We start from the raw sequence: 7,344 nt of genomic DNA, 5'->3' as shown, positions 1-7,344 counted from the left end.
TGGCTGTTAGAGTTCTGTTAGAACTAACACCTCATTATTATTGTGCATATTCATGTTAATAGAGTATGTATTCTACAGTTCTATCTTTCTGCCACTAAATAGGTTATATAAATTAAAAAGTCTTTTGTTAGACAGTATAGGCCGTAGTGACGGCCTTTCATGTCTGTTTCGTGGTAATTTCCACGTGATAGATAGTGTTAATTATTCGGCTTTCCCCGTGCGTGAGCATCGGGAAAGCTTTCATTTACCGGAATTGAACAATAATAAATACTTCATCTTATGTACGGAAAATTGAGAATGTCGTTTATTTCGCTAGTGTTGTTTTTATGCAGCACGCAATGCTTCGGGCAGTTTTATTCTGCAAGGACTAATATCCTTGGTCTTGTTACGGGTAATCTTAATGCGGAGTTTGGTATGACTTTGAACAAGAAGTATTCTCTTCATCTTCCTGTTCAGTACAATCCTTTCATTTACAGCAAGAGTAACAATACTAAATTCCAGAACCTGACAGTTCTTCCCGGTGTCCGCTATTGGCTTCGTGAGAGCTTTCGCGATCCGTTTGTTGGTTTCTCGTTGATTGCCAGCCGTTACAACATCGGCAATATCTGGGACAAGTACCGTTATGACGGTTGGGGCTTGGGTGCTGGTCTGTCCTTCGGGTGGACCTATCCGATGGCTCCCCGCTGGAACTTTGAATGGGAGCTTGGCCTTGCCGCGTTTTGGGCCAACTATGACAAGTCTCTCTGCAAGACCTGCGGATATAAGTTTGACCATGAGAGGAAAGTGTACCTGATACCCCATAAGATTTCAGTGAACCTTATTTATCTATTCTGATGGTTAGGGCAGTAAATATCAATTGTAAGGAGGACAATAGAATAATGACGTATTTCGTTAACCATCTGTCTCTGTATAGTCCTAAAAACAGGGCATGCAAGAAATTATTGGATTTTATCAGTCAGTTTGAACATGTCCTTATCAAGGATGACTGCTCTCTGGATGCTTTGTCATCTTTGATTGAAGATAGAATCCGGGAAATCAATACTTCGCATCCTAAATTGCGGCCTATCTGCTATTCCCGGAATCATTCCCTTCAACGTATTACGGCGTCTGTCTTGCCGGCTTCCGGTGTACCGGATTATGTATTCATCATGGACTTTTGTCAAGTACGCAGCATTTTCCAGCATTCTGAAAAGGTGTCTGTTGTTCCAGGTATCTGCAGTGTTTGCGGGTGTACTGAAAATGACCCTTGTTACCATCCGGATTACGGGACTTGCTGGTGGGCTGATGAAGAGCATACACTCTGTTCCCATTGTGCGGAAAAGGCAGTCACAGAAGATCCATTGACTACTCACTGTATAAATGCAAAGGAGGATGGGAAATAATGGAAATGACCCAGCCTGTTTGGATATTCTTTGGCATAGTGCTTTTCATGGCACTATGTGGCATTCTGATAATGATAAGGGATTGAGAGGGTAAGTGATGACTTTATATATTGTGTTGATCAGCGTTTTGGGGACTGTTGTCTTACTGTGCGTTCTGCTCAGCGTTCATATGGCCATTGAGGTCGAAGCTGATTATGATGATTTCTGATGAATTATTAACATATAAAAATAGAGAACTATGTTACAATCACAAGTAATTGGTAACCTGGGAGCGGATGCTGCCGTGGAAAAAGACAATGCGGACAGACAGTACGTGTGTTTCAGTATGGCACATAAGGAGTTTGGCAAGGATCATAATGGGCAGATGACGGAAAGGACGGTCTGGCTACAGATAAGGTGGTACGGCTATACGGAAAAGATGCTTGCCTGTCTGAAGAAAGGGACAAAAGTTTTCGTGAGTGGACGTATGTCCGTGAAAGCATACCTGGATAACAGCGGTAATCCGCAGCCGTCGCTCAATATATCCGCCACTGAGATAGAACTGTGTGGGACAAAACCTGATAGTGCATGTTCGTGATATTGGGAAGAGATGCCATGAGTGACTGTGAAGAGGGACTGACAGAGTATCTGAAGGGTGTCTGGCTCAAGATCCGTTCCGGACTTTCGCTAATGCTTGGCATTATCATTCTGATGAATCTTCTGTATGTTATGATTGTATTACTAAAGCATTGGAAAAATGATTGATAAAAGGAGACTGTTCCTATTTGGTACCCTTTCTACGCTTGTGCTGAGCTGCAGCACTCCCATTGTTTCCGTTTTAGAGAAAAACGGTGTCCAACGTGTGGGGCTGACGCAGATCCAGCGCCAGCCTAACAAAAAGAGGGTACAGCCGGCTGTGATCGACACTACGCAGGTATATAGCAGGGAGACGATGCGGAAGTTGAAGGAGGGCTTCACGGAATATGAAAAGGATGATAATGGCGAGGAAATCCTGAGCGTATCGCTTGCTGACGTGCAGATTGTCGCAAAAAGCAAGAATGTTGCCGAGCGTGCGGGCAAGATTGCCATAGATTTCAAGGTTGATGTCCCGGCGGCCCTGATAGATAACAAGTGGCAAGTACAGTTGTCTCCGGTAGCATACAAGAACGGCAAGAGGATATGCTTTGACAAGATACTTCTTTCCGGCGCCCAGTTCCTCAGACAGCAGGAAAAGGGGTATCGGATGTACCAGAACTTCATAAGTTCCATTATTCCTGACAGCGCGTACATGCAGTTGCTGTTTGATGCAAAGGGCTATCGGAAGGCCCTTTTTGACATTGAGGAACAGTTCTATTATGCCTGGAGGAAAGAACAGTTGTCACAGACCCGCTTTATTGACTGGAAGAGTGTCCGCAACAGACGCAATCTACTGTTCAACGGTGTAATGGAACGCAACCGTGCGGCAGTGAGACCTGACAACTGGAAAACCGTTCTTCCCGCGTACTGGCTGGAGAGGGAAGTCGCCAATGCTCCAGGACATTGGGGAAATTATCTTTCCCCTGAATACCGGTTTGAACAGCGGCTTATTACGAAAGAGGACTCGGTGGAGATACAGAAACGTTTCTTTGACTGGAAAAAGAAGGCGGAGAATGAACGGAAAAAGGCCCTGACCCAAGAAAAATACAATGAATATGTCCGGTTTCCCAAGGAGCCATGCCGCCTGGATACCGTAATACAGAACGGTGACCGGTTTGAATACTACTATTCGCAGAATATCGAGGCGGATGAGAATATACGTAAGATTGACGTGACTATAGACGGTATCGTGGTTGCAATGGACGAGAGCCGTTATCAGTTGCCCCAGAGCGACACGCTTACCTACTATATATCCTCAATGGTACAGTTCTTGGACCATGCGCCCAGATACAAACGGATAATAGTCTCCCGTCATGCTACTGCCAACCAAACCGCCTTTATCAGCTATAAGGCGGGTTCCTCGCTGTTTGACGAACGGATAGGGAACAACAAGGAAGAGATAGACAAGGTGATGGAGACGATGCACAAACTGACATATACCGGTGAGCTGGTACTTGACAGTGTGCATATGTGTGCCACATCCTCACCGGAAGGTACAGACTATCTGAACATGCAGCTGGCCAGACAACGTGCAAAACAGCTCAAGTCGTATCTGATACAGCGTACGGATGACAGGGAAGCAGTCGCCCTTTTCCGTGCCGATGCGATAGGGGAGGACTGGACAAAGCTTGTCGGTCTCATCCGCAATGACTCGAATATTACGCAGCGCAGCGCGATATTGAATGCCATTGCATCTGTCAAGGAGAACGATGCCCGCGAGGAGGTACTCAGGAATTTCCATGATTACCGGTACATAAGGGAGAAACTGTATCCGCAGCTGCGTGCAGTGAATTTCCAGTTCCATCTGCACCGTAGTGAGATGGTGAAGGATACCATTCATACAACCGTTATAGACACAGCTTATATGGATGCTGTCAAACAGCTGGAGAACCGGCAGTACAAGGCCGCCCTGCCGGTACTCAGTGAATACAATGACCATAATACGGCAGTCTGTCTGATGAGCCTCGGATATGACCGCCAGGCTGTCGAGATACTGCGCTCCCTGCCGCAGAATGAGGATACCCTTTATCTGCTTGCGATTCTGTATGTACGTGAAAAGAGGTTTGAGGATGCGGTGTCCGCTTTCAGTGAGGCGTGCCGTCTTGATCCCGGGAAATGGTTTAGGGGAAACCTTGATCCGGAAATCTATCAGCTAATAAATGACTATAACTTAAATTTTGAGCAATGAGAAGAAACTTGAAAATCTTATTTTATGCCAGCCTTGCCGTATTGTTCTCTTCTTGTGAGAATCTTTTCAAGGAAGAGTGTGAGGCCAAGGGGTTTCTTTCCGCCACAGTGTCGGACAAGGGACCTGTACCGTCCACAACGGAGGAAATTCAAGTACGCTATTATGACTACCATACCGGTGTGGAGCATACCGAGAAACTGGGGGAACCTGACTATTTCGCTCTAGGCAACCGTTTTTTGTCACAGCTGGATGCCGGAACATACAGATTCCTCGCATATACCCGTTTCAACAACAAAATCCGTAATGCAGGCGACATCTCGACAATTGAGATTTATGCCGATACGGTAGTTTCGGCCAAATATGCCTGTCCGGTTATAGCGAATCCACAGCATCTGGTCTTTATGGGCAAGGAGAGTGGCACCATTCTTCCGGAGGATACAACCTATCGGGAGTTCGTTCTCTCGCCGATGGTGCAAAAGATCATATTTAATGTGACAATAAGAGGACTTGCGCCTGCCCAGACTGTTTCCGGGATGGAAGCCTTGCTCAAGGGAGTAATCATTTCCCGGAAGATATATACCAACCAGCCCCAGCCTTCCTATGCCGGTCTGGTCTTTGATTTTATAGAGAAAGAGGGGAAATATACTTCCGAAGCCTATGTGTTCGGGCTTTCCAATAAGGTGGAAAACACGCTCTGTATGGAAGTTGTGACCAATTCTCAGAAATATTATCCGGAAGTGGACCTTTCCTCTGTCCTGGCAGATTTTACATCTGACGGCATCGTGTTCGAGATTGTCATCGACTTGAATGCAGGTGTCGATCCGGTTGTTACCATAGCCGGCTGGCGCGATCTGGACTGGGGAGAAATCCAACCCGTATTATAATTTTTTATTCACTAAATTTTTTTATATGAAAATCAAATTAGTTTCGGCAGCCCTGCTTGCACTGTTGGCATGCAGCTGCACAGAAGAGTTCAATGACAAGAATGGAGTTGACGGCACCAATACGATGCAGGTCAACGCGTACATCGGGAAGTCACCGGTAACAAGAGCTGAAAAGACTGCCTGGGAAAACAATGACCAACTGGGCGTCTATGTCGTGGACAACTCCATTGACGTTCCGTACAAGGGTTCGGCATCCTACAGTAACATCCCTTTTGTCTTTACCGGTAAGGGATTCAAGAGCGACAATATCCTACTTGATGAGAATGAGGGTACTGTATACGCCTATTATCCCTATAAGAGCGACCTTGCGGACCCGAAGGCTGTACCGGTTGACATCAGCGAGCAGACAGACCACTTGTACGGGGAGGGAAACAGCAAGGTGAGCATCACTGCCCGTAATGTGGACATTGAGATGCAGCATGCCCTGACCCAGGTTGTCTTCAAGATCAGAAAGACTTCGGACTACAAGGGTGGCGAAGGCAAGATTACCGCTGTGGTTCTGAAGAATACAGGTGCGGCCAAACCGTTGCAGACCAAAGGCAGCTACAACATTGCTACTGGGGCGGTGACAACCACCCAGGATGGAGATGTCAGTTTCTCGGCCAACCAGACATTGACGGAGGACTATGTTTCCCTTTCCAGCATTCTTTTTCCGGTAAGCGCCACTTCCGGAAAAGACATGCAGGTTGTCTTCACGATTGACGGAAGAGACTTGAAATATGATTTCCCGGCAGGTACAGCATGGGCAGCCTCTTACCGTAACATCTATTCCATTTCCCTTGACGGAAACGGTCTTATTATCGGTGGTGGTGAGGACCCGTCCGGAGGCCAGTCCGGTGTGACAATCGAACCGTGGACGGACAGCCAGAATAATGACATTTCCCTTGTTCCTGTAATTTGAGAATGACGATTGATATACAGAAGCCTGCTTTTGATAGGCATGGCTTCTGTATATAAAATTGGGGGCTCCCCATAAAAAGAAAAAGTATGAAGAAACATTTTTTATCATATATATCTGTACTCCTGCTGGCACTCCTCCTCGGGTGTGAGAAGGACACCGGAACATCCGGTTCATCCCCTGTCTGTTTCTATCTGTCTCCAGAGCCATCCACCCGTGCGACAGATACGGAATTTGAGAAGGGGGATGCTATCGGAGTTTTTGCGGCCGCGCGTGATGACGAGTCGGTTCCGGCTCAACTGCGTCCTTCCGGTAATTTTGCAGACAACAAGAAATATATATTTGACGGTGAAAAATTTGTACCGGATGGGGAAAGCAACTCAATATTCATAACATCCTATCCCATTGACTATTATGCATATTACCCGTATGCTACTGTTGACAACCCTTTGGAGTTCACTTTCCATGTGGCTGCTGACCAGGAAAGTCTGACAGAATCAGACCTGATGTATGCCAGGAACACTGACGGCTCAGGCAAAAACAATATTCCTTTAACCTTTATCCACAAGCTATCGAAAGTTGTGGTTCCCTATAGCCGGGAGAATGTCGGGGGTGCTGCCGGAACTGCCGTTGTCAATGATGCATATACAGGCTGTATCATGAATCTTTCGACAGGAGAGATACGTACCTTGTTCGATGACGGCCAGCAGGATATTGTTATGTTCAAGGATGGTAACGCAGCCGATGTCAGCTTTAGTGCCATTTTCCCGGAACAGACTTTTAGTGCAGCCGACCCTTTTATTATTTTTGATGACTCGAAAGAGTTTAAATTATCTGCAGACCGTCTGTTTGAAAGCGAGCATGTGGTGGAATTACCGTTTATGGGCAAGATCTTGGAGTACCAGTTTGCAGTGACTCCGATAGAAAAGAACATATCAAGTAAAGGCGGCACCTTTAACCTCGCAATTGCTTCTAAAAAATATTATTCTGTCAATGGTACATTGATACCTGGAACAGAAACGCCTCTTGATTATGACTGCTCATCATCTGTGGATTGGATAACGTTTGATAAGCCGACGCTGGAAGTTACAGTAGCTGAAAATACAGATACGGATAATAGTAGAACGGGAATAATAACATTTAAACAAGCTGAATCGGATAAACAAGTAAGCTGCACGGTAACCCAGTCTGCGGGTGAAATCACATATGGTGCTTGGACTGTTACTATCTCCGCTAATCCGACAACCATCGCTGCTGTGGGTGGTACGTCAACCCTGACCTATTCCGCTGTGCGTAACGTTCTGACCAATGGAACTG

Annotated in this window: 8 protein-coding genes; all 8 read left to right on the top strand. The window is 46.1% G+C overall.

Annotated elements, in window-relative coordinates:
- Positions 1-279: 279 nt before the first annotated feature.
- Complete coding sequence (locus DWY55_RS21470) at positions 280-834, top strand: DUF3575 domain-containing protein (RefSeq protein ID WP_347765279.1); 555 nt, start codon at positions 280-282, stop codon at positions 832-834.
- Positions 835-878: 44 nt separating this feature from the next.
- Entirely contained in the window at positions 879-1,382 is a 504-nt protein-coding gene (locus DWY55_RS22220) for a hypothetical protein (RefSeq protein WP_182020421.1), read from the top strand.
- A 238-nt stretch (positions 1,383-1,620) separates the two neighbouring features.
- The gene (locus DWY55_RS21460; protein ID WP_117974940.1) at positions 1,621-1,959 is read left to right on the top strand and encodes a single-stranded DNA-binding protein; all 339 of its coding nucleotides are present in this window, start codon (positions 1,621-1,623) and stop codon (positions 1,957-1,959) included.
- Positions 1,950-2,126: a hypothetical protein gene (locus DWY55_RS22130; RefSeq protein WP_165859534.1), complete on the top strand. Its 177-nt coding sequence runs from the start codon at positions 1,950-1,952 to the stop codon at positions 2,124-2,126. The genes DWY55_RS21460 and DWY55_RS22130 overlap by 10 nt, the downstream gene beginning before the upstream one ends.
- Positions 2,119-4,185: a tetratricopeptide repeat protein gene (locus DWY55_RS21455; protein WP_120178382.1), complete on the top strand. Its 2,067-nt coding sequence runs from the start codon at positions 2,119-2,121 to the stop codon at positions 4,183-4,185. The genes DWY55_RS22130 and DWY55_RS21455 overlap by 8 nt, the downstream gene beginning before the upstream one ends.
- Positions 4,182-5,069, top strand: coding sequence for a FimB/Mfa2 family fimbrial subunit (locus DWY55_RS21450; protein WP_117952255.1), 888 nt, complete (start codon positions 4,182-4,184; stop codon positions 5,067-5,069). The genes DWY55_RS21455 and DWY55_RS21450 overlap by 4 nt, the downstream gene beginning before the upstream one ends.
- A 25-nt stretch (positions 5,070-5,094) precedes the next feature.
- Positions 5,095-6,030 carry a fimbrillin family protein gene (locus DWY55_RS21445; RefSeq protein WP_117952257.1) on the top strand — a complete coding sequence of 312 codons (936 nt, stop codon included), beginning with the start codon at positions 5,095-5,097 and terminating at the stop codon, positions 6,028-6,030.
- A gap of 86 nt (positions 6,031-6,116) precedes the next feature.
- Positions 6,117-7,344, top strand: a 1,228-nt coding sequence (locus DWY55_RS21440; RefSeq protein WP_207806438.1) for a fimbrillin family protein, incomplete at its 3' end; no start/stop codon positions are given.

Origin of the sequence: Bacteroides sp. AF25-38AC (assembly GCF_003602995.1) — a bacterium.
In the GTDB taxonomy this organism is placed as follows: Bacteria; Bacteroidota; Bacteroidia; order Bacteroidales; family Bacteroidaceae; genus Bacteroides; species Bacteroides uniformis.
This window is presented reverse-complemented; position numbering and strand designations above follow the sequence as displayed.

What these genes read in the sequence shown, in the direction of transcription:
- DWY55_RS21470 (WP_347765279.1), top strand. Translation starts at nt 280, where the DNA reads ATGTACGGAAAATTGAGAATGTCGTTTATTTCGCTAGTGTTGTTTTTA.
- DWY55_RS22220 (WP_182020421.1), top strand. Translation starts at nt 879, where the DNA reads ATGACGTATTTCGTTAACCATCTGTCTCTGTATAGTCCTAAAAACAGG.
- DWY55_RS21460 (WP_117974940.1), top strand. Translation starts at nt 1,621, where the DNA reads ATGTTACAATCACAAGTAATTGGTAACCTGGGAGCGGATGCTGCCGTG.
- DWY55_RS22130 (WP_165859534.1), top strand. Translation starts at nt 1,950, where the DNA reads ATGTTCGTGATATTGGGAAGAGATGCCATGAGTGACTGTGAAGAGGGA.
- DWY55_RS21455 (WP_120178382.1), top strand. Translation starts at nt 2,119, where the DNA reads ATGATTGATAAAAGGAGACTGTTCCTATTTGGTACCCTTTCTACGCTT.
- DWY55_RS21450 (WP_117952255.1), top strand. Translation starts at nt 4,182, where the DNA reads ATGAGAAGAAACTTGAAAATCTTATTTTATGCCAGCCTTGCCGTATTG.
- DWY55_RS21445 (WP_117952257.1), top strand. Translation starts at nt 5,095, where the DNA reads ATGAAAATCAAATTAGTTTCGGCAGCCCTGCTTGCACTGTTGGCATGC.